Source organism: Pseudomonas sp. KH_046_2, from assembly GCF_057838985.1.
Window position 1 is genome coordinate 3907668 of record NZ_CM174480.1, and the last position, 21048, is coordinate 3928715.

Genomic DNA, 21048 nt, shown 5'->3' on the forward strand with positions numbered 1-21048 from the left:
GCCCATCCGGTCAGCCGGATGGTTGCGTATGAACACCTGAAGGGGCACACATCATGAACCCAGCAAGCCAGCCGGGCACCGAAACGCACGACGATGACGTCAAGGTGCTGCACAGCATGGGCTATGCCCAGCAACTCTCACGACGAATGGGGGTTTTCTCCAACTTCGCCATTTCCTTTTCGATCATCTGCATCCTCTCGGGTGGCATCAACTCCCTGGCCCAGGGCACCTCGGGCGCGGGGGGTGCATCCATCGGGATCGGCTGGCCGATCGGCTGCCTGATCTCCGGGGTGTTCGCCATGGCCATGGCGCAGATTTCCTCGGCCTACCCCACCGCTGGCGGCCTGTACCACTGGGGCTCGATCCTCGGTAACCGCTTCACTGGCTGGCTGACCGCGTGGTTCAACCTGCTGGGACTGGTCACGGTGCTGGGCGCGATCAACGTCGGCACCTATTACTTCTTTTTCGGTGCCTTCGGACCGGCACTGGGCATGGAAGACACGACCACGGTCCGGGTGATTTTCCTGGCAATCCTCACCGGCCTGCAGGCCTTGTGTAACCACTTGGGGATCGGCCTGACGGCCAAGCTCACTGACTTCTCCGGCTACCTGATCTTCGCCACGGCGCTGGCCCTGACCATCGTCTGCCTGATGTCGGCACCCAGCTATGAATTCGCGCGGCTGTGGACCTTCGGCAACTACTCCGGCGAGGCGGGTGGCGGCGTCTGGCCGCAGGTCTCCAATGGCTGGGTGTTCATGCTCGGCCTGCTGTTGCCGATCTACACCATCACCGGCTATGACGCCTCCGCGCATACCTCCGAGGAAACCCGCAATGCGGCCATGTCGGTGCCGCGCGGCATGGTCATGTCGGTGGTCTGGTCGTTGCTGTTCGGCTGGCTGATGCTCAGCGCGTTCGTGCTGATGCTGCCGAACATGGACGAGGCGGCCAAGCAAGGCTGGAACGTGTTTTTCTGGGCCATGAACACCCAGGTCAACCCGACACTGAAACTGGTGCTTTTCGTGGCGATCTTCATCTCGCAGGTGCTCTGCGGGCTGGCCACCGTGACCTCGGTTTCACGGATGATCTTCGCGTTCTCCCGGGACGGTGGCCTGCCCTGCTCGAAAGCCCTGTCTTCGGTCTCGCCGACCTTTCGCAGCCCGGTGGCGGCAATCTGGACCGGTGCCACCCTCGCGGTGTTGTTCGTCTGGGGATCGTCGGTGATCTCGATCGGGACAACGCCGGTCTATACCATCGTGGTGTCCTGCACGGTGATCTTCCTGTTCTTCTCCTTCGCCATTCCCATCGCGCTCGGCCTGTTTACCTTTGGTACGTCGAAGTGGCCGACCATGGGACCGTGGAACATGGGGCGTTTCTGGTACTCGGTGTTCGCCATTCTCTCGATCCTGTCGATGCTCATCATTTTCGTCATCGGCATCCAGCCACCGAACGATTGGGCGCTGTACATCACCATTGGCTTCCTGGTGCTGACGGCCATCGTCTGGTTCGGCTTTGAAGCCCGGCGCTTCCAGGGGCCGCCGGTGGGCGACATGATCGTCAAGCGCCAGGCTGAAATCGCTGCGGCGGAAGCGGCGTTGAACAAGCAAGCCGGAGGTTGATGGCGGGCAATGGTCTGGTCCTGAAACAGGTTTACCTCTGAATCAGGGCCAGACATCTCGATTCCGCTGACAATTCTTAATCCAAAAAAGGAAGCGTCCTACATACAAGATTTTTCATAAGCGTCTTAATTCCCGCCTTTGGGTTTGGCCAGGGGCATGGACGTGCATTTCCTGAGGCAAACACGGATTGCTGATGCCGCAGGAAGCTTGTTAATGGAACTGACAAAGATTTTTTCGCCGCAGAACCAACGGTTGATCAAACTCACCGCCCCGATTCAAAACCCGCAAGAATTGCTGCTCGAACGCTTTTCCGGCTCTGAGGGGATGTCGACCTTATTCAGTTTCGAGTTGGCGCTGATCAGCCTGGACGCACGACTGGAACTCAAGTCGTTAATCGGGCAACCGACTTCTCTCGAGATTGAATTGGCGACTGCAGAGGCACGTTACATCCACGGTTACATCAGTCGATTCAGCCTGCAGAAAAGTGACGGCGGCCTGGCTTACTATTCGGCCACCTTGAGCCCCTGGCTGTGGATGCTGTCGCGACGCTTCGACTCGCGGATCTTTCAAGAGCAAACCCTCGAAGACATTCTGCGCACGGTGTTCGCCCACTATGGCGTGCTGCCCAGATTCGAGTTCCGCCTGGAGCAGCCGCTCAAGTCCCACAGCTACATCACGCAATACCGCGAGAGCGATCTGGACTTCGTCTTGCGCCTGCTGGAACGTGAGGGCCTGTTTTTCTACTTCGATCATACGAAGGAAGAACACCGCCTGATCATCACCGACCACTCCCGCCACCTTGAACCGCTGGCCCGGCAACCGCGGATCCGCTACCACAATGCATCGGTCACCGAGACCGCCGACTCGATCACCCAATGGAGCAGCCACCGGGTGTTGCAGTCCGGCAAGATGGCTATCCAGACCTTCGACTACCGCCAGCCGCGCAATCCGCTGCCGGTGAGCATGCCCAGCCTCAACGTCCAAGGTGAGGTTCCCCCCTACGAAATCTACGACTTTCCCGGTCACTACAGCTACGGCATGCCCGTAGAGGGCGAAGCGCTGGTGCGTCATCGACTCGAAGCCCTGGAGGTACAGGCCAAGACGTTTGAGGGCGCCAGCAATTGTCGCGCCATGCTGCCTGGTTATACCTTCGAACTGACCCAGCACTTCGATCACGATCGTGATCCCGTGGATGATCGCCATTTCCTCTTGCTCAAGGTGGAGCACCGCGCCAGCAACAATTACCTGACGGATCAACCGGCGAGCTACGACAACAACTTCGTGTGCATCCGCCACAAGATTGCGTATCGCCCACCGGTCCTTACGCCCCGCCCGACGATTTCCGGGCCGCTCACCGCCATTGTGGTGGGCCCGAAAGGCGAGGAGGTGTTTACCGACGAGATGGCCCGCGTGCAAGTGCGTTTCCATTGGCAACGGGAACAGGATCCTGCCCAAGGCACGACCTGGCTGAGGGTCGCCATGCCCAGTGCTGGCGCCGGTTTTGGCCATCAGTTTTTGCCGCGCATCGGTCAGGAAGTGCTGGTCACCTTCCTCGGTGGCGACATCGACCGCCCCTTGGTGACGTCGGTGCTGTACAACGCCGACCATTTTCCGCCGCATTTCAGCAACGCCACGGGGTTGCCGGGCAATCGCACCTTATCGGGCGTCCAGACCCGCGAACATCAGGGCAGGGGCTTCAACGAACTGCTCTTCGACGACACCCCCGGCGCGCTGCGCGCCCGACTGGCCACGAGCCATCAGGCCACGGCGCTGAATCTGGGCAAGCTCGTCACGCCGCGAACCGACGGACAGGCCCAGGCACGCGGCCAGGGCGCCGAATTGCGCAGCGATGCGGCGATTGCCCTGCGGGCGGCCCAAGGGATGTTGTTGACCACCTACGCTCGCCACGAGGCGCAGGGCTCACAGCTGGACCGCGAAGAACTGCTCACGCTCTTGGCCGAGTGCGGCGAGCTGTTCCAGTCCCTCGGCCAGACCGCCGCTGCCCGTGGCAGCCGGCAGGTCGACACCCAAGGCATCGAGGCGCTACGTCGGTCGTTGAGTCAATGGCCGGCGCCCGAAAGCAACAGTTCGGGTGAGCCGGTGGTCGCGGTAGCGGCCGAAGCAGGCATTGCCAGCGCCACGCCACGTTCGCAGGTGCATTACGCCGGTGAAAACCACGACACCACCGCCCAGGATCATGTGCAGTTGACCAGCGGCGCGGCCATGCGCCTGCACGCCGGCAAAGGGATCAGCGCCTTCGCCCAGGACGAGGGCATCAGCGCCATCGCCAATCGCGGCAGGGTGCTGGTGCAAGCCCAGGACGATGACATGGTGCTCAACGCGCAGAAGAACCTGCACCTGTCGGCAGCCGAAGGCGAAATCCTCATCACCGCCCCCACCATCCGCCTGGTGGCCGATGACGGCAGCTACATCAGGATCGGCGGCGGGGTCGAGATCGGTACGCAGGGCAAGGCCATTGTGCATGCCGGCGAGCATGACTGGGTGGGGCCGAAAACCGACAGCGTCTCCATTCCTGCTTTCGGTCGTGACGGTGCTGACCAACGGCATCGGCTGCACTACGAAGGTGATCCCACCGCAATTGCTCAAGGCCAACCTTACAAAATCGCGTTGGAAGATGGTGGCCTGGTGCAAGGCATCACGGGTACTGATGGCCTCACCGAGTTGCTCCAGCGAACAGATATGCAACTCGCCAGTCTCGAGGTTTTTCGCGACTCATCCGACCAGGCAGCGAACCCAGGCTCGAACAGCACCGGGGCGGACGCATCAAGACCTTTTGATCTGTTCTTTTTGCTTAAAGACGAAAAAACAGGTGTCACGCTGAACGGTGTCACGTACCGGATCAAGCTGGAGTCGGGAGATGTCGTTGTCGGCGTTTCGGATGAGCAAGGCCGGACTCAAATTGTGCGATCAGACACCCCACAAATAGCCACCATCGAGGTCCCTTACCATGACGATCGCGCAACATCTTTTGACCCCCTCATCAGATCAGACACCTGTGACTGTTGAGATCCCCACGAAACAATTAAGCGGCGCCTTGTGGGTATCAAAATTTCCCACAAGCACAAGACTTGATGAGATGAACTCAGCCTTTGCCACATCAGTTGCTTCATTTCTCAGCGCTCTCAAAGCGGCAGGTGCCAGCGTCGACATTTCGGCCACCCTGCGTCCTGCCAAGCGTGCGTTTCTGATGCATTGGGCCTGGAAAATCGTCAATGCCGATGCGGACCCGTTAACCATTCCTGAACGTGAGGGAGTGGACATCCAGTGGGGACACTTAAACGAAAAAGGCGATTACTGCAGGGAAAAATCCGTTGCCGCAGCCACGGCCATGGTCAATGGATATGGCATGAGAAACTTGAGAGTTGCCCCCGCACTGACGTCCCGACATATCGAGGGTAAAGCGATTGATATGACGATCAATTGGACGGGAACTCTCTCGATAAAGGATGCCATGGGTAGAACCGTGGATATTTCGACAGATCCGAAAACAGGAATGAATGCGGACCTGCACGCAGTGGGTGCTACCTACATGGTCATCAAGTTCAAAGGCGGCGACAAAGACAAGCCTCATTGGTCAACCGACGGACGCTGAAGCCATGCCACAACATTCGGTAATGCTCTTCTGGTTGGTACTCACCCTGGGCCAGGTATCGGCCGTTCATGCGCAAACGCCACCTGATGTCCAGGCGTTCGCAGAGCGTCGCGACATGTGCGATGTGCTCCGCGGAGAGATTCCTGACGCCGACAAAAAGGAAAGTGTCGAGCAAGTGATCAACGACATTAACCAGCATTGCAAAGGCACGGATGCCGCCTTGCAAAATCTGAAATCCAAGTACGCCGATGACACGCAGGTCATGAGCCTGCTCGATCAATACGAATCAACGATTGAAGCCTCTCAATAAGAGGAGACTGGTCCTCTGTGGATTAGCGAGAGGAGCATGATTTCAGAAGGATGTGGAATGCATGAGCTACATAGACAACACCGTGATCGCCACAAGCAAGAGTCGTTTGCTGCCGAATCGATCCACGGATCGCAATACCGCTGTACCGCGAGACCTGCCAGGCGTGGTGATCTTCCTGCACGGCGTGAATGACCCCGGGGCGTCCTATGAGTCGGTGGAAACCGGGTTGTGTCAGGGAGTTAACGAGCGGCTGGATCGGCCGGATCTGAAGGCGGGGCGGTATGGGGCAGATTACAGTGCAGCTGAAGCGTTACCACCTGAGTTGCGGGAGGATGAGCACAAAGCTGCGCTCGATGATCCGGACACCTACCTCTACCAGCGCGATACAAACGCCCCCAAGACCCGCAGCCTGATGATCCCGTTTTATTGGGGCTACCGGGCCGAACCCGGCGAGATAAAACGCGATAAAAATGGCAACCCGGCCCGGCTACGCGATCAATTCCAGGACCGATTCGACAACCGTCTGGACCGTCACTTCGCCAAGGGCGGCGGTTTCTTTTCGAATGCCACCAACAATCTGCTGGAGATGTACGAAGAGGGTTTCGCCAAGTGGCTGCGCCATTGGGTTCAACCCACCATGCCCAACTCCCTGTACATGGGCAAGGCGCCGCATCGACGGTACTTCGTGCTGGCGGCCACCCGGCTGGCCATGCTGGTCAGCGAGATTCGCCGCGTTTCCCCCGATGAAACCATCACCATCATGGGGCACAGCCAGGGCACGCTGATCACTTTGCTCGCCCAGGCCATGCTGGTGGATCGCGGTGAACGCTGCGCCGACTGCGCCATCATGGTGGCCTCGCCCTATTCGGTACTGCCGGATGCCACGCCGAAAAATTTGCGAACCCTGCAAACCCTGATCGACATCGTGCAACACACCACCCAATCACCCCATGCGCAACCACCCCTCAGTGCCCTGCGCTGTGGCCTGCCGGGTTATGGCGGTCGCACGGGACCGCGCTGGTCACCCGAACAAGGCCAGCGCCTGGGTGCCGACGGGAAAACCCTGGTGTTTCCCGAGCGCGACAACCGCGGCAAGGTTTACCTGTATTTCTGCCCGGACGACACCACCGTGGCGCTGGATGATGTGCAAGGCATCGGCACTTACGGCGTGCCGGACGTACTGCTCCAAGGCGAGCCGGCCATGACCGCGCTGCAATCCTTGCGTTTCTACCAGCGCTTGTGGACCAAGCGCCTGCGCGACGGCGAGCCGGTACTCGTGGGCAAGGCTCCACAACAGGACTTCACACGCGCCGAGGGGGAGCCGCGCTATCCCGGTGGCTGGTCAGTGGCCGCGATAGCCTCGCAAGCCGGGATCAGTGAAGGCCAGACGCGCAACATCAATGCCGAACAACTGTACCCAGCCCATGCGCCGCAGATGTTCGGCGGCGAAGCCGTGACGGGGTCTACCCATGAGGCAGGCAAGGATCGACCGGATGCGGTGTCGCAAAACGCTGCCTTGGGCAACCCCGGTTCCTCTTTCAAATGGATTTATGTGACCAACAGTGACAAGCGACTCGACCTGGACGATGGGCTTATTCGCTGGAATCACGGCAAAGAGCCGGACGACCAGACCCGGGCCTTGCGCCAGACCCCGGTGTCCGGCAACCCGATGCTCGATCGTACGGACCACTACCGCATCTACCGCGAGGAAACCCCTAACGAAATCCGTGCGCGCATGCAAGTTGATCAGAAGGAGTGGACTGACAACAGCTATCACTCGGCAGTATTGCGTAGCCCGGAGAACCATCGCTGGGTCGCGGCGATGGATGTTGCGATTGGGCAGGCCAGGTGTCTGGATGATCCGGTGATGCGCGAGGTGTTGGTGGCGATTGCGGATTGGAGAATCGATAAGGAGCGCTTTAAAGAAGTCAGCAGTTTTCTGGGTTGGTCTCGACTTAGTGCAAAGGCGCAGGCGTTGGTGGAGGCCAGTTATCAGTATTACGACAAGGGTAAGTTTCCTTCAACCGAACTGGTCTCGTTGACGCCGCCAAATTTGATTTTGCCCTTTCCGGAAAAAGGAGTGTCTCAATGAGGGATCGCCGGCAGGACAAATCACAGCGGCCGAAGCTGAAGGGTTATCTCTGGATTGCGGGGATACTGACGGCTATTTGGCTTGGTTTTTTACTGTTCATCATCTACACAGCACAGGCTGAAAACAGGGAGCTCAGGGACATGGGACCCGTTATGCGTTGGGGAGTGGCGAGCATTTTTGGCGCGCTAGTGTTGGCCTACAGCGGGCACTGGTTTGGTAAGGTCGTAGCCTACGAAGAGGCAGAACTCGCTGCCTACAAATCAAAAGTCATGGCCGAAAGGGCCGAGCACGTCGCTACCCAGGAACGTACTTATGCGTTGGAAATTCGAGGGGTGGGACTCGCGGTACAGGGCTGGTATCAATCATCGGTGTGGCAAAAAATCGAGAAAAAAGCAGACAACTTTGCTTCGATTTTTTCGAAGGACACTAAGGATTACAAGGCCTCATTAACATCCAGAGGGAACTCCAGTCGTCTTGGTACCCGGGCCGCTTTCCAATATTCGGCCAGTGACTCCGTGGCCTACTGGCCAATCCCGGTGTTTGCGTTGGGGCCACCAAATCCATATGAAAAAGGCTACGAAGCTGCTGATCTGATCAATTCTGGTCGCAATGCTGCGACTCTGGGTGTTACGCAGTTCCTCTGGCAGGACAGCGAAAACACCCCTCACGCACAAGCAATAATCGAACGGCTCTTTGTTTTTTTTGACGACAACCCACAAGTGCCACAGGCGTTGATCGTTAGCAAAGATGGCGATGTGTCCCGAAACTTGTACCGAAAGCATGGTACGCCCGGCTTGCAAAGCGTCCAGGCCGTTCCGACTGTTTTCGGAAGCACAACCGGTCTGCTGGTCACCCGTTCGGATCGGGTAGACCGCTACATCCGCCCCTTTGCCACCCAGGATTCGGAGGACAACCAGAACAAAAATACTGACATGGGCAAGTTGTGGGCGTACTACTGGAATCGTGATACAGCATTCATCGATTGGTATGAGAATGCTGAGCTGGCAAGGGGTGTGAAGGAACCTAATGCCCCCAGCACCATGTCCTCCACCTACTGGCAATCTCAACTCCCCACCCTCTGGCAAACCCTGAGCAACCGAGGCCCCGGTCATTTCGAACCCTCCGCATGGCTACCGGTTCGCTGGGCCGAGCACCAAGTCCAGGAGTTCGATAAAGCCCCGGTGCTGGGTTACCTGCACCGCCCGATCAAAGTCTCGATGCATGACGACAACGGCAAACCGCTCAAACCCGCGCTACAGGCCAAAGCCCTGCAAGCAGGCTGGCTGCAGGCACTGCAAACCCTGCCCAAAGGTGAAAAACCGGCACGGGTGTTTTACGACAGCACCGACAACACCTCTGGCGAGATCGCCCTGACCATCGCGTTGCATGGCCTCAATGTCGATGGAGCCGGCCTCGAACTGGGCAATGTCGACGAGGGCTACGACATCGGTCGGCGCCTGGGCAACACCGGCGTCAGTAGCGCCCTGGTCGAAATCAACCTCGCCACGATTGCCAGCTATCAGGAGGGTGGTGTCAGCGCGGTGATGTACACCGGCGAGGACGGCAGCGTCACCGTGCAAATGGTTCGCCCACCAGACGAAGCCCGCAAAGCGAAAAACCAGCAAACCCACGGTGCCGACCCGTTCAGGTTTCGCATGCCGGGAGACAAACCATGAGCCATCCCATTTGCCTGGGTGACGCCACCAGCAGCGGCGGCAGCGTCGTCTCCTGCCAGCTCGAAGGCACGCATACCCTCAATGGAAAAACTCCGGCGGTGTTGGGCGACAAGGCTACCTGCCCACTTCATCTGGGCGAGTTTGCCTTCGTCGAAGGGCATCCGCGCCGGCGAATGAACGGCATTGCGCTCGTATTGCAGGGCCATCTCCTGGCCTGCGGTTGTCATGCCGTGGCGAGCAATGCTCGGAATGTGCAGGTGGTCTAGACCGAAACACCGGGTTGTCTCTTTGTTGCGGGGCGGCCGGTGGCCTCGGAGTGAAACCCGGCCACACCAGCCGGGCTTTTTTGCAGGTTGATGATTTATCCTGTGCCCTCCCGATTCCACCCCGGAGACACCTGTGCCCACCCTCACCGCCCGCGAGCTTTACCAGCAGTTGCGCAACGCCGCCCAGGGCATTCGCACGTTCAAGCGAGTCGACGAGGTTTACGAGTCCGCTCATGTACAGGTCGACATCGACGGCTGGCGCCTGTCGCTCGACGTCGACTCCGGCCACTTGCGCCACTGCCTGCACGGCCAATGCCCCGATGGCCGCGAGTATGCGTTCGACAACGGCCAGCGCTTCGGCACCGACCCGGTGAGTTTGCTCAGCACCTGGGAGCTGGCGCAAATTGAACGGCTGCTGGCCTGAATCCTTCGCAACCAGTCGTTCCCTGCCCGCACTTGTGATACACAAGCCGGAGTGATTTTCGCGTCCAAGGAGGTTCTGCCCATGCCCCGTTCCCCACGCCTGTCGCACTGGCTGGCCTGCGTCTTGCTCGGTTTGTTCGCTGGCGGCGCCCAGGCCAGCACGACGCCCCCGGCGCCCGATGCCTTGCAACCCTTGCTGGCAACGATGAACGAGCGGTTGTACATCAGCGAGCTGGTGGCGCTGACCAAGTGGGACAGCGGCAAACCGGTCCAGGACAACGCCCGGGAAGCGCAAGTCATCGCCAACGCCCGCCAGCAAGCCACCCAGCGCCAGCTCGACCCCGACGATGTCGCCGACCTCATCGCCGCGCAGATCGAAGCCAGCAAACTGGTGCAATACGGCCGGCTCGCGCAATGGCAAGCAGCGCACAAGGCACCAGACACACCACGACCAGACCTCAATAACGACATCCGGCCCAAGCTCGACAAACTGCAAAACCTGCTGCTCCAGCAGTACGCCGATTTCCTGCCCTACCGCAAAGACCCGAACTGCCCGCAATGGCTGGCCACCGAACGCTCCGCGCTGATCAAGGATTACCTGCATGGCCAGGCGATGATTCGTGCGACCGGGGAGCTGTGCATTGCGGGGCGATAAGGTCAAATGAGCCACACTGAAACCCTTGCCAAAATCCTGCTTGGCCCGCTGTTGCTGGCGCAGGGACTGTACACGCGACGCGTGACGCCCAAGTTGCCAGAGGCCGAAGGTGAACGTCAGGGCGATGCCGGCAGCGGCGAGGTGCTGCGCTTGTTGATTGTCGGCGACAGCGCCGCTGCAGGCGTGGGTGCAGCGACTCAAGGTGAAGCCCTCAGCGGTCGGTTGGTGGAGCGTCTGGCCGATGCTTATCAGGTGTCGTGGAAACTCTGGGCGCGTACCGGTCTGGATTCGCAAGGGTTGTTCGAGCTGCTCGAACAGCACGCCCCTGAGCCGTTCGATGTAGCGCTGTTGTCGATTGGCGTCAACGATGTCACCAGCTCACTCACACTGGATCAATGGCTCGCCCGGCAACGGCGTTTGCTGGCGCTGTTGTGCGACAAATTCGCGGTCAGGCAGATTGTGCTGTCGCCGCTTCCGCCGATGCATCTGTTCCCCGCGCTGCCGCAACCCTTGCGCTGGTTTTTGGGGTTCAGGGCGCGTCGTTTCAATGCACATTTGGCGGATCTGGCCGCACGCCTGGATCAATGTACGATGCTGACTACCCCGCTGGCGCCCGAACCGGGCCTGATGGCCAGCGATGGTTTTCATCCGGGGCCGCTGCTTTACCGGCAATGGGCCGACGATGCCGCCAGGGTGATCGACCAACGCTTTCGCACCACAACAATAAAAACAGGAGTTGAAGATGTCTGAGCTGAACCTGAACCCCAACGTCGCAGCGTCCCTGAAGCAGTGGCACGTAATGATCGATAAGCGCGACTTGAGCGCCTTGCCCGAAATGCTCGACTCGCAGGCGGTGTTCCGTTCGCCGATGGCGCACACGCCGTATCCGGGAGCACCGGTGGTGTCGATGATTCTCAACACGGTCGTCAACGTGTTCGAGGATTTTGCTTATCACCGTGAGTTGGCGACGGCGGATGGCTTGAACGTGATTCTCGAATTCAGCGCCAGAGTGGGTGAGAAAGAGTTGAAGGGCATCGACATGATCCGCTTCAACGAACAGGGCAAGATTGTCGAGTTTGAAGTGATGGTGCGGCCGCTCAGTGGCTTGCAGGCGTTGGGTGAGGAAATGGGGCGGCGGTTGGGGGCTTATCTGAAGGCCAGCAAGGCCTGACTAACCTGACTCACCAAAAAAACCTGTGGGAGCGGGCTTGCTCGCGAAGAGGCCATCACATTCAACATCTCTGTTGACTGACACTCCGCTTTCGCGAGCAAGCCCGCTCCCACAGGATTTGTGTTTAGCCTGAAATCAGGGACAAACCGTTAGACCAACGGCTGGTGACTGGTCACGCAGTGAATCCCACCACCGCCCGCGGAGATCGCGTCGATGTCGAGCTGCACTACCTCGCGGTCCGGGTAGAGTTCGGACAGCAGGTCGAAGGCCTTGGCATCGGCTTCCTTGTCGCCGAACTCCGGAGCAATGATCGCGCCATTGATCACGAAGTAGTTGATGTAGCCGGCAGCGAAGTCCGGGTTGGCCTTGCTGAACCGGCTGTTGCGCGGGTTGAGCGGCGGCGACAGGGTATGCACGTGCAACTTGCGGCCATCGGCATCCGTGGCGTTTTCCAGGATTTTCAGATGGGCGCGAGTGACCTTGTAGTCGTAGGACTCGGGGTCGTTGTCGAGGTTGGCGATGACCACGCCGGGCTTGACGAAGCGCGCATAGAAGTCGACATGGGCGTCGGTGATGTCCTTGCCCTTGATGCCCGGCAGCCAGATGATTTTGCGCAGCCCCAGCCGTTCTTTCAGTTCCGCTTCGACCTCGGCCTTGCTCCAGTCGGGATTGCGATTGCGGTTGATCCAGCTGCTTTCGGTCATGATCCCGGTGCCGTGACCATCCACTTCGATACCACCGCCCTCGCCCACCAGTTCGCTGCGCTGGTAATCCGCCTTGGCGTTTTCAGCGACCAGGGCGGCCAGTTGCGCATCCTCTTCATGCTGCTGTTTGTTACCCCAGCCGTTGAAGTTGAAATCCACGGCACCGAGGTCACCGTTGCCATCGACGACAAAATTGGCGCCGATGTCGCGCATCCAGATGTCATCGAGCTCAGCGATCACGAAGGTGGTGTTATGGCTGCCGCATTTGGCTTCGGCCAGACGCCGTTCGTTCTGACGACAGAACACGGTGACCGGCTCGTATTCGGCGATGCTGCGGGCGATCCTGCCAAGGGCGTCTTGCACGTGGGGCGTGAAGTCCTCCCAGATCGCGGCCTGTGCCCCGAAGGCGATGAAGGCCCGCTGGTGTTTGTCACCTTCATCGGGCATGTACCAGTTGCCTTTACCGGCCGCTCGCACCGGCAGGGAGGCAAAGCCCAATCCCATGGACGCCACTGCGCCCAGTCCGGCGATGACCGATACCTGCTTGATGAATGTTCGACGTGTCGGCATGTGTTTTCCTGAAATTCGGGGTTTGGCCGGCCCGCGGGCCGACCGGTGATCATTTGACAGTAGCGGTCTTGAACTTGGTCCAGGTGCGCATGCGCGCCCGCATGTCGGCCTGGGGAATGTCCTTGCCGGGAATCAGCCGCGCGTAGGTGGCTTCATCCAGGTAGATGTCCGGGTTATTGCGCATCACCGCATCGACATCCGGCCGCGCCTTGGCGTTGGAGGTCGGGTAGCCGGTGAAGTTGCTGATGGCCGCCATGTTTTGCGGGCGCATCACGAAATTGATGAAAGCGTAGGCGTATTCCGGGTGCCGGGCGTCGACGGGAATGGCCATGGTGTCCATCCACACCGTGGTGCCTTCGCGAGGAATGCGGTAGTGGAAGGTGGTTTTCTTGCCGGCGCTGTCGGCCGTGCGCTGCGCCTGGGTCATGTCGCCGCTGTAGCCGAGGGACATGCACAGGTTGCCGTTGACCAGATCGGTCACTGGCTGCGACTGGAACTTGCGAACGTACGGCCGCAGCTTCATCAGCACCTCACTTGCCGCCGCCAGGTCCGCCGGTTTGGCGCTGCGCGGTTCGCGACCGAGGTAATTGAGTACCACCGCCAGTACCTCGTCCGGCGAATCGATCATCGAGATGCCGCAGTCGGCGAACTTCGCCGCCAGTTCCGGCTTGAACAGCATGTCCAGGCTGTTGACCGGCGCGTCCGGCGCACGCTTGGCGATCTGCTCGGCGTTGTAGGTCAGGCCGATAGTGCCCCAGGTATACGGGACCGTGGCTTTGCTGGAATGCTCATAGTGCGAGCGCAATTTCTGCAGCCCCGGTTCGACGTCGTTCAGGGCGGTGATTCTGGACTGATCCAGCGCTTGCAGGCTGCCGGCGCGCATCAGGCGTTCAGCCACGGTGTCGCCGGGGAAGATCAGGTCGTAGCCGCTGCCGCCGGCCAGCATCTTGGCTTCCAGGGTTTCACTGCCTTCCATGACGTCGTAGATCACCTTGATCCCGGTTTCGGCAGTGAACTTGCTGAGGGTGTCCTCGGCAAAATAGTCGGCCCAGTTGTACAGCCGCAGGGTTTTCTCCTCGGCGTGCAACGCAGGCACCGTACAGCCCAGCGCCAGCCCCATGGCCAGGCACAGCTTGTTGATCGTGTTCATGTCACACCCCTTGGGTTGCCCAGCGTGAATGGATCTGACGACCATCCTGGGTCAACAAGGCGCCGTACATTTCCGGACGGCGATCGCGGTAGATGCCCCAGGTCAGGCGGTCTTCGCGCATGGCTGCCAGGTCCAGGGTGTGGACCAGCACGCTGGTGCTGTCACGGTCGGCTTCGGCGAGCAATTTGCCCTTGTGATTGCAGATGAACGACGAGCCGTAGAAGCTCATTTGCAGGGTCGAGTCGGTGGTCGCCGCTTCCCGGCCGACGCGGTTGGCCGCCACCACGGGCAGCAGGTTGGCGGCGGCGTGGCCACGCATGGTCATCTGCCAGTGATCGCGCGAATCCAGGGTCGCGCAGCCCGGTTCAGAGCCAATGGCCGTCGGAAACAGCAGCACTTCGGCGCCCATCAAGGCCAGGCAGCGGGCGGTTTCCGGGAACCACTGGTCCCAGCAGATGCCCAGGCCGATGCGCCCGAACGCGGTGTCCCAGACCCGGAAACCGCTGTCGCCGGGGCTGAAGTATTCCTTCTCCTGATAGCCGATGGCGTTGGGGATGTGGGTCTTGCGGTACACGCCCAACAGGCGCCCGTCAGCGTCGGCCACGCTCAGTGAGTTGAAGTAGGCATTGCCGGCCTTCTCGTACCAGCTCAGCGGCAGCACCACACCCAACTCTTTCGCCAATGCGGCAAAGCGCTGGAGCACGTGGCTGTCGCGATACTCCTCGGCCAGCGCCAGGTGTTTGTGGTGTTGCTCGATGCAGAAATACGGCGTGGCGAACAGCTCCTGCAACAGGATCACCTGCGCGCCCTTGGCCGCGGCCTCGCGGACCAGTTGCTCGGCCTGGTCGAGGTTGTGTTTCAGGTCCCAGTTGCAGGCCATTTGCGTGGTGGCGATGGTGAGTAAAGTCATGGCTTCAACCCTTCACCGGCCAGGCCGGCTGTTGCTGGGTGATGCAATGCACGCCGCCGCCGCCATGGGCCAGGTGGTTGATCCGCACCGGCACCACTTCGCGTCCGGGGAACGCCTGCGCCAGCACTTCGGCCGCGACCTTGTCGGCATCGATGCCATAGGCCGGCATGATGATCGCGCCGTTGGCAATGTAGAAATTGGTGTAGGAGGCGCAGAACACTTCGGCCTCGGTGTCCACGGCGTCGGAGGCTTCATAGAGTTCGATCAGCTCGAACTTGCGGCCCTGGGCATCGGTGGCCAGTTCAAGGGCGCGACGGTTCTCCCGGGCGACTGCGGCGTACACCGAGCTCTGGTCGTGGGTGGCGTCCACCAGCAACACGCCGGGACGGGCAAAGGCGCACACGCCATCGACGTGGCCGTCGGTCATGTCGCCGGTCACGTAGTCCGGATCCCCCGGCAGCCAGATGGTTTTCTTCACGCCCAGCAGGCGGGTGAAGATCTCTTCGATCTCGGCCTTGCACACCCCCGGATTGCGATTGGGGTTGAGCAACACCGATTCGGTGGTGATCAACGTGCCCTCGCCGTCCACATGAATGGCGCCGCCCTCGTTGCTCAGCGCCGTGCCGAAACACTCCAGGCCCAGATGATTGAGCGCGCGGCGGGCCAGGCTTTCGTCCAGATCGTGGGCCGACTTGCCGCCCCACGCATTGAAGCGCCAGCTCACACCGGCCAGGCCTTGCTGCGGGTGGCAGACGAAGCTCGGGCCGGAGTCGCGGCACCAGCTGTCGTTGACCGCCAGTTCGATCAATTCGATGTTCGGCCCGCACAATGCCTTGGCGCTGGCGACGGCTGACGGATCGACCACCAGTTTCACCGGCTCGAAGCGTGCGATGGCGTTGGCCACCCGGGCGAAGTCTTCTTGAACCTGTGGCAGTGTCACCCGCCAGCCTGACTCCCACAGGGTCTTGTTGTGCGGCCAGACCATCCAGGTGGCGGCGTGGGTGACCCACTCGGCCGGCATCGTCCAACCACTGTTTTGAATAACGTTCTGCTGCATGACAAGCACCTCTGAGTTAAGTCATTGTGTTCAATGAAAACGGCCTTGGCGGTCTTGGCATGCATGCTACGGCTGGAAAAACAGGCAAACAAACGATGGATTTTGCAGACAACTGATTAGAGGAACTTATCGATATGCTCAAACACTGGCCGCCCCTGAGCACCCTGCGCGGCTTCGAAGCCGCCGCCCGGCTGGGCAGTTTTCACAAGGCCGCCGATGAGTTGCACCTCACCCAATCGGCGATCAGCCAGCAGATCCGCAGCCTTGAGGCGTACCTGGAGCAACCGCTGTTCCATCGCAGCGGGCGCAGCGTCAGCCTGACCGATGCCGGTCACGATCTGCTGAGCACCACCCAGGCGTTGTTGCAGCAACTGGCGGTGGGCATTCGCCGGTTGGGGCAATACCAGAAACCCAATCAACTGGTGCTCAATACCACCCCGGCGTTCGCCCGGCACTGGTTGTTGCCGCGCCTGGGGGATTTCCGTCGGCTGCACCCCCAGGTCGATCTGTGGATTTTCAGCACCGATGAAGTGCCGGACATGGCCAGTCAGACCATCGACCTGGCGGTACGCGACGACATCAGTTCCCAGGCCGAATGCAGTTTCAAGGTGCTGCACGCCGACCGCCTCTACCCGGCGTGTCACCCGAGCCTGTTGGCCATGCCGGTGGAACAGCGCACCACCCTGCATGGCGAGCGGGAGATGGACTGGAGCCACTGGGCAGTGGAATCGGGCATTGATGTGGGGCAGATGGATCAGGGGCTGAATTTTTCCGATCCGGGTTTGCTGCTGGACGCCGCCTGCACCGGGCTCGGCATCGCGCTGGTGAGCCAGTTGCTGAGTCGGCAGGCGCGGGCCACCGGGTTGTTGCAGCCGATGGTGGAGCAAACCATCCGCGGCCCGAACTGGGCACTGCTGACCCACCGTGACAGCGAGAACACTTCGATGGCGCGGGCGTTTACCGAGTGGCTGGTGAACAATCTGGAATGATCATTGCGCCGGGAAGGTTTGCAGGTAGGCCAGCAGGTCTTCAATTTTTTCCGGGTCACTGAGGCCCCAGAAAATCATGCGGGTGCCAGGGACGACTTTCTTCGGCGCTTCGAGGTAGCCGATCAGGGTTTCGCGGTTCCAGACCAGGTTGGCTGATTTCATCGCGTCGGAATACACGTAGTCCGTGGTGACAGCGGAGGGCCGACCGATCACGCCATTGAGCTGCGGGCCAAAGAAGGCGCGAGCCGATTCGCCGATCTGATGACAGCCGCTGCAGAAGCGCTTGTACACTTTCTCTCCGGCCTGGACATCGCCCGCAGCAAGGGTGGGAGTGCTGAACAGGCCAGCGCCGAGCGCCAAGGCGAGGGTCAGGGCGGCGATTTTCTTCATGTTCCGGTTCCAGTTTTACATTACCGGCTATTGGAACATGACAGCTGAGTATCTCCAAAACGGTCAGGTGGGCACCGTCCCCTGTGGGAGCGAGCCTGCTCGCGAATTCGCTGTGTCAGTCGACATTAATTTTGAATGTCAGTCCGCATTCGCGAGCAGGCTCGCTCCCACAGGGGGTCTGTGTATTGAGTAATTTTTTGGTGCGGGAGGTATTGAGCTCAATGGCCGTCTGAATCAAGGCCTTCAGCGCCGTTTCATCGATCGGCTCGCCCTCGCGAATATCGATGGCACGCCGGGTATTGCCTTCAAGGCTTGGTGGATGATCTTGCGGGCACAGAGCGGGTTTTCACGGTGACGAACATTTTGATGCGGTCGCCGATTTCCTGGAGGGTATGGCGGAACGGGTCGTGTCTTTCGCTGGTGGTCGGGTCTTCAAAGCTCCAGACCATCACTTCAGCGGTAAACGGCATTCGCGCGGCCTCTTCGGAGGACTTGTCGCACAGGGTGATGACGTAGTCGAATGCCTGGCCTTCGAAATCTTCGAGGGACTTGCTGCGCAAGCCGCTGGCATCGACACCGATGTGATCAAGGGATTCGAACGTGCGCGGGTCGATCTCGGTGGCCTCGAGCCCGGCACTGAAAGCCTGGAAATCGGCAGGATCGATATGGCGCAACAGGGCTTCGGCCATGGGTGAGCGGACATCGTTTCTGGCGCAGACGAACAGCACGCGACGGGGGTCGGTCATGGGTGTACCTCGACTGGCGGGTTTTAGTGTTTGCTCATCAATCTATGCAGCACGCCGAACCGCAAACCCGGTTCAGACGCAATCATGTGCGTGATCCCGAACACCTTGAACGCCGCCAGCATCACCACCAGGCCACCGGGCAAAATGCTCAGGCGATGGGTGGGCAAACCGGCCAGCTTGAGGTGTTTCACATGTTTGACTTCCAGCAGGCGCAACGACAGGCGCAACAGGCCGCCGTAGGTGATGCCGCTTTGGCCGTCATCATTGAGGCCATTGGCCTTGAGCACCTTGGCCAGCATCCGCGCTGTCCCGGAAGAACCGACCGCCTGCTGCCAGCCCATGGCGCGGTAACGGCGGGCAATGCGTTCGAATTGCACGGTGGCCGCGCGTTCGGCCTCCAGCAGCGCTTCGGCCACGATCCGCCCGCCATGGAAGTAATGCGCACCGAAGGTGCCGCTGCCGATGGCAATGCTCTCGGTGACCAGCAACTGGTCGCCACGGCCGATGATCATCTCCGTGGAGCCACCGCCTATATCCACCACCAGCCGCGTGGTTTGCGCCGGCAAGGTGTGGGCCACGCCGGCGTAGACCAGTTGCGCCTCTTCGTGACCGGAAATGACGTCGATGCGAAAACCCAGGTGGCGCTCGGCACTGGCCAGGAACAGCGGCGCGTTGTCCGCTTCGCGTACCGCGCTGGTGGCCACCGCCCGCACGCGCCCGGCCTCGAAACCGCGCAGTTTCTTGCCGAATCGCGCCAGCGCCTGCCAGCCCCGGTCCAGCGCCAACTCATCGAGCGCCCCGCCCTGCAGGCCTTCGGCCAGACGCACCGGCTCACGCAGGGTTTTCACTTCCTGGATGACCATCTGCTGGTTCCGTCTCACCGACTGGCCAATCATCATTCGAAACGCATTGGAACCCAGGTCGATGGCGGCAAACAGCGGGGCGTCTTTCATGGAGGGTTCCTTGCACATTCATCTGCCGGCGGACTGGCGGCCGTCGGGCACTCAAGACGGATTGCGAGGATCTTGCCATTGCTTCGATGACACCAAGATGACAGCGCCTGGCATCACCACTTCGTAACAAACTGTGACCAGGATCGACCGTACCACCCATGACACGAGTGTCTCACCATGCTTTCCAATCAGGACACCTTGATCCAGCGCATCCACCGCGAGCTGCTCGATATCAGTGACGAAGAGCTGGAACTGGAATTATCGGAAGACGGACACAACCTGGACGCACTGTTCGATGAACACATCGAGGATGGCAGCGAAAAGGAAGCCCGGCGCCGCTACTTCGCCGAACTGTTTCGCCTGCAAGGCGAACTGGTGAAATTGCAGAGTTGGGTGGTGAAAACCGGGCACAAGGTGGTGATCCTGTTCGAAGGCCGCGATGCCGCCGGCAAGGGTGGCGTGATCAAGCGCATCACCCAGCGCCTCAACCCTCGGGTCTGCCGGGTGGCCGCCCTGCCCGCGCCCAACGACCGCGAGCGCACGCAGTGGTATTTCCAGCGCTACGTATCGCACTTGCCCGCCGCCGGGGAAATCGTGCTGTTCGACCGCAGCTGGTACAACCGCGCCGGGGTCGAAAAGGTCATGGGGTTCTGCAACGACGACCAGTACGAAGAATTCTTCCGCACCGTGCCGGAATTCGAGCGCATGCTCGCCCGCTCCGGCATCCAGCTGATCAAGTACTGGTTCTCGATTTCCGACCAGGATCAGAACCTGCGCTTTCTCAGCCGCATTCACGACCCGCTCAAGCAGTGGAAACTCAGCCCCATGGACCTGGAGTCGCGCCGCCGCTGGGAGGCCTACACCAAGGCCAAGGAAATCATGCTCGAGCGCACCCACATCGCCGAAGCGCCCTGGTGGGTGGTGCAGGCCGACGACAAGAAGAAGGCCCGGCTCAACTGCATCCATCACCTGCTGAGCCAGATGCCTTATGAAGAAATCGAGCTGCCGGTGATCGAATTGCCGCAGCGGGTGCGCCAGAAGGACTATTCACGGGGGCCTGTACCGCAGGAAATCATCGTGCCGGAGATTTACTGAAGCTCAACACAAGACCTGTGGTGACCTGTGGCGAGGGGGCTTGCCCCCGTTCGGCTGCGCAGCAGTCGTAAACCCGAACAACGCGGTATGCCTGAAAAACCGCGATGGATGGTTTTAGGGTCGCTTCGCAACCCAACGGGGGCAAGCCCCCTCGCCACAGTTAATCACTCGTAGCAGGATTTGCGGCATCCTGATGAATGGCCATCAAGCCGTCATCGAATCGTCATGAACCGGGCGGCATACTCAAGTCATTCAATGCGTGCTTTAACTTTCCGCTGCCAGTCCCGGCAGCTTTTTTTTGCCTGGAATTACCCTTACAAACACTCCTGCGCCGCACGCTCGAACGTCGACGGCACGAAGGTCGAGGCCAGCAGCTTGCGCTCGTACAGGAACACCTTGCCGCCGTTCGAGGCTTTATAGGTTTCAAGCACGTTGTCCGCCGCCACTTTGCTCGATACGACGATCCGGTAGCTGCGCTGGGTCTGCGATACCGTGGGTGCCAGCGCATCGTGCTGCAACTTCGGCACCACGCAATGGGTGTACTCCTCGGGCGACTTGCTGGTCTGCAAGGTCAGCGTCGGATCGTTCGGCGTGGCACAACCGGCCAGCAGCAGCGAGGCGAAGGCCAGGGTCGGGGCAAAAACAGTGCGCATGTATCAGGT

The 21048-nt window shown here is 60.3% G+C and carries 20 protein-coding genes and 2 pseudogenes; 13 read left to right on the forward strand and 9 right to left on the reverse strand.

Features of this window, described 5'->3' with window-relative positions; genetic code table 11:
- The first annotated feature begins 53 nt into the window (after window positions 1–53).
- The 11 genes and pseudogenes from AC3IX1_RS17680 (at window position 54) to AC3IX1_RS17730 (ending at window position 11822) form a co-directional block, all read left to right on the forward strand.
- On the forward strand, window positions 54–1616 hold the full coding sequence (locus AC3IX1_RS17680) for an amino acid permease (RefSeq protein ID WP_489385177.1): 1563 nt from the start codon (window positions 54–56) through the stop codon (window positions 1614–1616).
- Between the two features lie 213 nt (window positions 1617–1829).
- Window positions 1830–4179 (forward strand): annotated as a pseudogene (locus AC3IX1_RS17685) (type VI secretion system Vgr family protein); the annotation flags it as partial.
- Window positions 4180–4584: 405 nt separating this feature from the next.
- The gene (locus tag AC3IX1_RS17690; protein ID WP_489385178.1) at window positions 4585–5229 is read left to right on the forward strand and encodes a peptidoglycan-binding domain-containing protein; all 645 of its coding nucleotides are present in this window, start codon (window positions 4585–4587) and stop codon (window positions 5227–5229) included.
- Between the two features lie 4 nt (window positions 5230–5233).
- The gene (locus AC3IX1_RS17695; RefSeq protein WP_489385179.1) at window positions 5234–5539 is read left to right on the forward strand and encodes a hypothetical protein; all 306 of its coding nucleotides are present in this window, start codon (window positions 5234–5236) and stop codon (window positions 5537–5539) included.
- Window positions 5540–5600: 61 nt separating this feature from the next.
- Complete coding sequence (locus AC3IX1_RS17700; protein WP_489385180.1) at window positions 5601–7631, forward strand: T6SS effector phospholipase Tle3 domain-containing protein; 2031 nt, start codon at window positions 5601–5603, stop codon at window positions 7629–7631.
- Complete coding sequence (locus AC3IX1_RS17705; protein ID WP_489385181.1) at window positions 7628–9307, forward strand: type VI lipase adapter Tla3 domain-containing protein; 1680 nt, start codon at window positions 7628–7630, stop codon at window positions 9305–9307. Before AC3IX1_RS17700 ends, AC3IX1_RS17705 begins: the two co-directional genes overlap by 4 nt.
- Complete coding sequence (locus AC3IX1_RS17710; RefSeq protein WP_489385182.1) at window positions 9304–9573, forward strand: PAAR domain-containing protein; 270 nt, start codon at window positions 9304–9306, stop codon at window positions 9571–9573. Before AC3IX1_RS17705 ends, AC3IX1_RS17710 begins: the two co-directional genes overlap by 4 nt.
- Window positions 9574–9706: 133 nt before the next feature.
- On the forward strand, window positions 9707–9997 hold the full coding sequence (locus AC3IX1_RS17715; RefSeq protein WP_489385183.1) for a DUF7693 family protein: 291 nt from the start codon (window positions 9707–9709) through the stop codon (window positions 9995–9997).
- Window positions 9998–10078: 81 nt separating this feature from the next.
- The gene (locus AC3IX1_RS17720) at window positions 10079–10651 is read left to right on the forward strand and encodes a chorismate mutase (RefSeq protein ID WP_489385184.1); all 573 of its coding nucleotides are present in this window, start codon (window positions 10079–10081) and stop codon (window positions 10649–10651) included.
- 6 nt (window positions 10652–10657) lie between these two features.
- The gene (locus tag AC3IX1_RS17725; RefSeq protein WP_489385185.1) at window positions 10658–11401 is read left to right on the forward strand and encodes an SGNH/GDSL hydrolase family protein; all 744 of its coding nucleotides are present in this window, start codon (window positions 10658–10660) and stop codon (window positions 11399–11401) included.
- Window positions 11394–11822, forward strand: coding sequence for a nuclear transport factor 2 family protein (locus AC3IX1_RS17730; protein ID WP_489385186.1), 429 nt, complete (start codon window positions 11394–11396; stop codon window positions 11820–11822). The genes AC3IX1_RS17725 and AC3IX1_RS17730 overlap by 8 nt, the downstream gene beginning before the upstream one ends.
- A gap of 149 nt (window positions 11823–11971) precedes the next feature.
- On the opposite strand, the gene AC3IX1_RS17735 is transcribed toward AC3IX1_RS17730, so the two are convergent.
- The 4 genes from AC3IX1_RS17735 to AC3IX1_RS17750 are packed head-to-tail and all read right to left on the reverse strand — an operon-like array spanning window position 11972 to window position 16213.
- The gene (locus tag AC3IX1_RS17735; RefSeq protein WP_489385187.1) at window positions 11972–13096 is read right to left on the reverse strand and encodes an agmatine deiminase family protein; all 1125 of its coding nucleotides are present in this window, start codon (window positions 13094–13096) and stop codon (window positions 11972–11974) included.
- 49 nt (window positions 13097–13145) lie between these two features.
- Window positions 13146–14246: an extracellular solute-binding protein gene (locus AC3IX1_RS17740; RefSeq protein WP_489385188.1), complete on the reverse strand. Its 1101-nt coding sequence runs from the start codon at window positions 14244–14246 to the stop codon at window positions 13146–13148.
- Between the two features lies 1 nt (window position 14247).
- Complete coding sequence (gene aguB / locus AC3IX1_RS17745) at window positions 14248–15156, reverse strand: N-carbamoylputrescine amidase (RefSeq protein WP_489385189.1); 909 nt, start codon at window positions 15154–15156, stop codon at window positions 14248–14250.
- 4 nt (window positions 15157–15160) lie between these two features.
- Window positions 15161–16213 carry an agmatine deiminase family protein gene (locus tag AC3IX1_RS17750; protein ID WP_489385190.1) on the reverse strand — a complete coding sequence of 351 codons (1053 nt, stop codon included), beginning with the start codon at window positions 16211–16213 and terminating at the stop codon, window positions 15161–15163.
- Between the two features lie 134 nt (window positions 16214–16347).
- On the opposite strand from AC3IX1_RS17750, the gene AC3IX1_RS17755 reads away from it, so the two are divergent.
- Window positions 16348–17202 carry a LysR family transcriptional regulator gene (locus AC3IX1_RS17755; protein WP_489385191.1) on the forward strand — a complete coding sequence of 285 codons (855 nt, stop codon included), beginning with the start codon at window positions 16348–16350 and terminating at the stop codon, window positions 17200–17202.
- Here AC3IX1_RS17755 and AC3IX1_RS17760 read toward each other — a convergent pair whose 3' ends face one another.
- From AC3IX1_RS17760 to AC3IX1_RS17775, 4 genes and pseudogenes are all read right to left on the reverse strand, one after another.
- Window positions 17203–17592: a c-type cytochrome gene (locus AC3IX1_RS17760; RefSeq protein ID WP_489385192.1), complete on the reverse strand. Its 390-nt coding sequence runs from the start codon at window positions 17590–17592 to the stop codon at window positions 17203–17205.
- A 202-nt stretch (window positions 17593–17794) separates the two neighbouring features.
- Window positions 17795–17905 (reverse strand): annotated as a pseudogene (locus tag AC3IX1_RS17765) (DUF1801 domain-containing protein); the annotation flags it as partial.
- Window positions 17898–18338 carry an arsenate reductase ArsC gene (locus AC3IX1_RS17770; RefSeq protein ID WP_489385193.1) on the reverse strand — a complete coding sequence of 147 codons (441 nt, stop codon included), beginning with the start codon at window positions 18336–18338 and terminating at the stop codon, window positions 17898–17900. The pseudogene AC3IX1_RS17765 and the gene AC3IX1_RS17770, both read right to left, overlap by 8 nt.
- 23 nt (window positions 18339–18361) lie before the next feature.
- Window positions 18362–19291 carry a Ppx/GppA phosphatase family protein gene (locus tag AC3IX1_RS17775; RefSeq protein ID WP_489385194.1) on the reverse strand — a complete coding sequence of 310 codons (930 nt, stop codon included), beginning with the start codon at window positions 19289–19291 and terminating at the stop codon, window positions 18362–18364.
- A gap of 177 nt (window positions 19292–19468) precedes the next feature.
- On the opposite strand from AC3IX1_RS17775, the gene ppk2 reads away from it, so the two are divergent.
- Window positions 19469–20386 (forward strand): polyphosphate kinase 2, encoded by a 918-nt coding sequence (gene ppk2, locus AC3IX1_RS17780; RefSeq protein ID WP_489385195.1) that lies wholly within the window; start codon window positions 19469–19471, stop codon window positions 20384–20386.
- Between the two features lie 314 nt (window positions 20387–20700).
- Here the strand turns inward: ppk2 and AC3IX1_RS17785 are convergent, their stop codons facing one another.
- On the reverse strand, window positions 20701–21039 hold the full coding sequence (locus AC3IX1_RS17785) for a hypothetical protein (protein ID WP_489385196.1): 339 nt from the start codon (window positions 21037–21039) through the stop codon (window positions 20701–20703).
- Between the last annotated feature and the right edge of the window lie 9 nt (window positions 21040–21048).

Coding starts and splice junctions, on each gene's coding strand:
- AC3IX1_RS17720 (WP_489385184.1), top strand. CDS start 10,079: ATGCCCCGTTCCCCACGCCTGTCGCACTGGCTGGCCTGCGTCTTGCTC.
- AC3IX1_RS17785 (WP_489385196.1), bottom strand. CDS start 21,039: ATGCGCACTGTTTTTGCCCCGACCCTGGCCTTCGCCTCGCTGCTGCTG.
- AC3IX1_RS17680 (WP_489385177.1), top strand. CDS start 54: ATGAACCCAGCAAGCCAGCCGGGCACCGAAACGCACGACGATGACGTC.
- AC3IX1_RS17735 (WP_489385187.1), bottom strand. CDS start 13,096: ATGCCGACACGTCGAACATTCATCAAGCAGGTATCGGTCATCGCCGGA.
- AC3IX1_RS17770 (WP_489385193.1), bottom strand. CDS start 18,338: ATGACCGACCCCCGTCGCGTGCTGTTCGTCTGCGCCAGAAACGATGTC.
- AC3IX1_RS17760 (WP_489385192.1), bottom strand. CDS start 17,592: ATGAAGAAAATCGCCGCCCTGACCCTCGCCTTGGCGCTCGGCGCTGGC.
- aguB (WP_489385189.1), bottom strand. CDS start 15,156: ATGACTTTACTCACCATCGCCACCACGCAAATGGCCTGCAACTGGGAC.
- AC3IX1_RS17730 (WP_489385186.1), top strand. CDS start 11,394: ATGTCTGAGCTGAACCTGAACCCCAACGTCGCAGCGTCCCTGAAGCAG.
- ppk2 (WP_489385195.1), top strand. CDS start 19,469: ATGCTTTCCAATCAGGACACCTTGATCCAGCGCATCCACCGCGAGCTG.
- AC3IX1_RS17750 (WP_489385190.1), bottom strand. CDS start 16,213: ATGCAGCAGAACGTTATTCAAAACAGTGGTTGGACGATGCCGGCCGAG.
- AC3IX1_RS17710 (WP_489385182.1), top strand. CDS start 9,304: ATGAGCCATCCCATTTGCCTGGGTGACGCCACCAGCAGCGGCGGCAGC.
- AC3IX1_RS17700 (WP_489385180.1), top strand. CDS start 5,601: ATGAGCTACATAGACAACACCGTGATCGCCACAAGCAAGAGTCGTTTG.
- AC3IX1_RS17695 (WP_489385179.1), top strand. CDS start 5,234: ATGCCACAACATTCGGTAATGCTCTTCTGGTTGGTACTCACCCTGGGC.
- AC3IX1_RS17705 (WP_489385181.1), top strand. CDS start 7,628: ATGAGGGATCGCCGGCAGGACAAATCACAGCGGCCGAAGCTGAAGGGT.
- AC3IX1_RS17690 (WP_489385178.1), top strand. CDS start 4,585: ATGACGATCGCGCAACATCTTTTGACCCCCTCATCAGATCAGACACCT.
- AC3IX1_RS17775 (WP_489385194.1), bottom strand. CDS start 19,291: ATGAAAGACGCCCCGCTGTTTGCCGCCATCGACCTGGGTTCCAATGCG.
- AC3IX1_RS17725 (WP_489385185.1), top strand. CDS start 10,658: ATGAGCCACACTGAAACCCTTGCCAAAATCCTGCTTGGCCCGCTGTTG.
- AC3IX1_RS17740 (WP_489385188.1), bottom strand. CDS start 14,246: ATGAACACGATCAACAAGCTGTGCCTGGCCATGGGGCTGGCGCTGGGC.
- AC3IX1_RS17755 (WP_489385191.1), top strand. CDS start 16,348: ATGCTCAAACACTGGCCGCCCCTGAGCACCCTGCGCGGCTTCGAAGCC.